At 63.5% G+C, this 710-nt stretch carries 1 protein-coding gene; it reads right to left on the bottom strand.

Annotated features, from left to right (window positions below):
* Positions 1–710, bottom strand: a 710-nt coding sequence (locus AB6804_RS31910) for a citrate/2-methylcitrate synthase (protein WP_370889845.1), incomplete at both ends; no start/stop codon positions are given.

The following is a 710-nucleotide window of genomic DNA, read 5'->3' as shown; positions in this document are numbered from 1 at the left end:
GGCGTCTGATAGCGCGACTGGATTTCGAACGCGACTTCGTTCGCGCCGCCGTGCTTCGGGCCGCGCAGGGCGCCGATTGCGCCGGTGATCGCGGAGTACATGTCCGAACCCGTTCCCGCGATGACCCGCCCCGTGAACGTCGATGCGTTGAACTCGTGCTCGGCATAGAGATTGAGCGAGACGTGCATCGCCTTGACCCACGATTCGGACGGCTTCACGCCATGCAGCAGATGCAGGAAGTGACCGCCGATGGAATCGTCGTCGGTTTCGACTTCGATGCGCCGGCCGTTGTGCGAATAGTGGTACCAGTAGAGCAGCATCGAGCCGAGCGACGCCATCAGGCGATCGGCGATGTCCTTCGCGCCGGGAACGTTGTGGTCGTCCTTTTCGGGCAACACGGTGCCGAGCACGGAGACGCCGGTGCGCATCACGTCCATCGGATGCGCGGACGCCGGAATCCATTCGAGCGCGGCCTTCACGTTCGCGGGCAGTCCGCGCAACGCCTTCAGCTTTGCCTTGTACGCGGTCAGTTCGGCGATGTTCGGCAGCTTGCCGTGCACAAGCAGATACGCGATTTCCTCGAATTCGGAGGTCGTCGCGACATCGAGGATGTCGTAGCCGCGATAGTGCAGGTCGTTGCCGGTCTTGCCGACCGTGCACAGCGCGGTATTGCCCGCCGTCACGCCGGACAGCGCGACGGATTTCTTCGG

It is taken from the genome of Caballeronia sp. RCC_10 (assembly GCF_041360715.1).
GTDB classification, from domain to species: Bacteria; Pseudomonadota; Gammaproteobacteria; order Burkholderiales; family Burkholderiaceae; genus Caballeronia; species Caballeronia grimmiae.
This window is presented reverse-complemented; position numbering and strand designations above follow the sequence as displayed.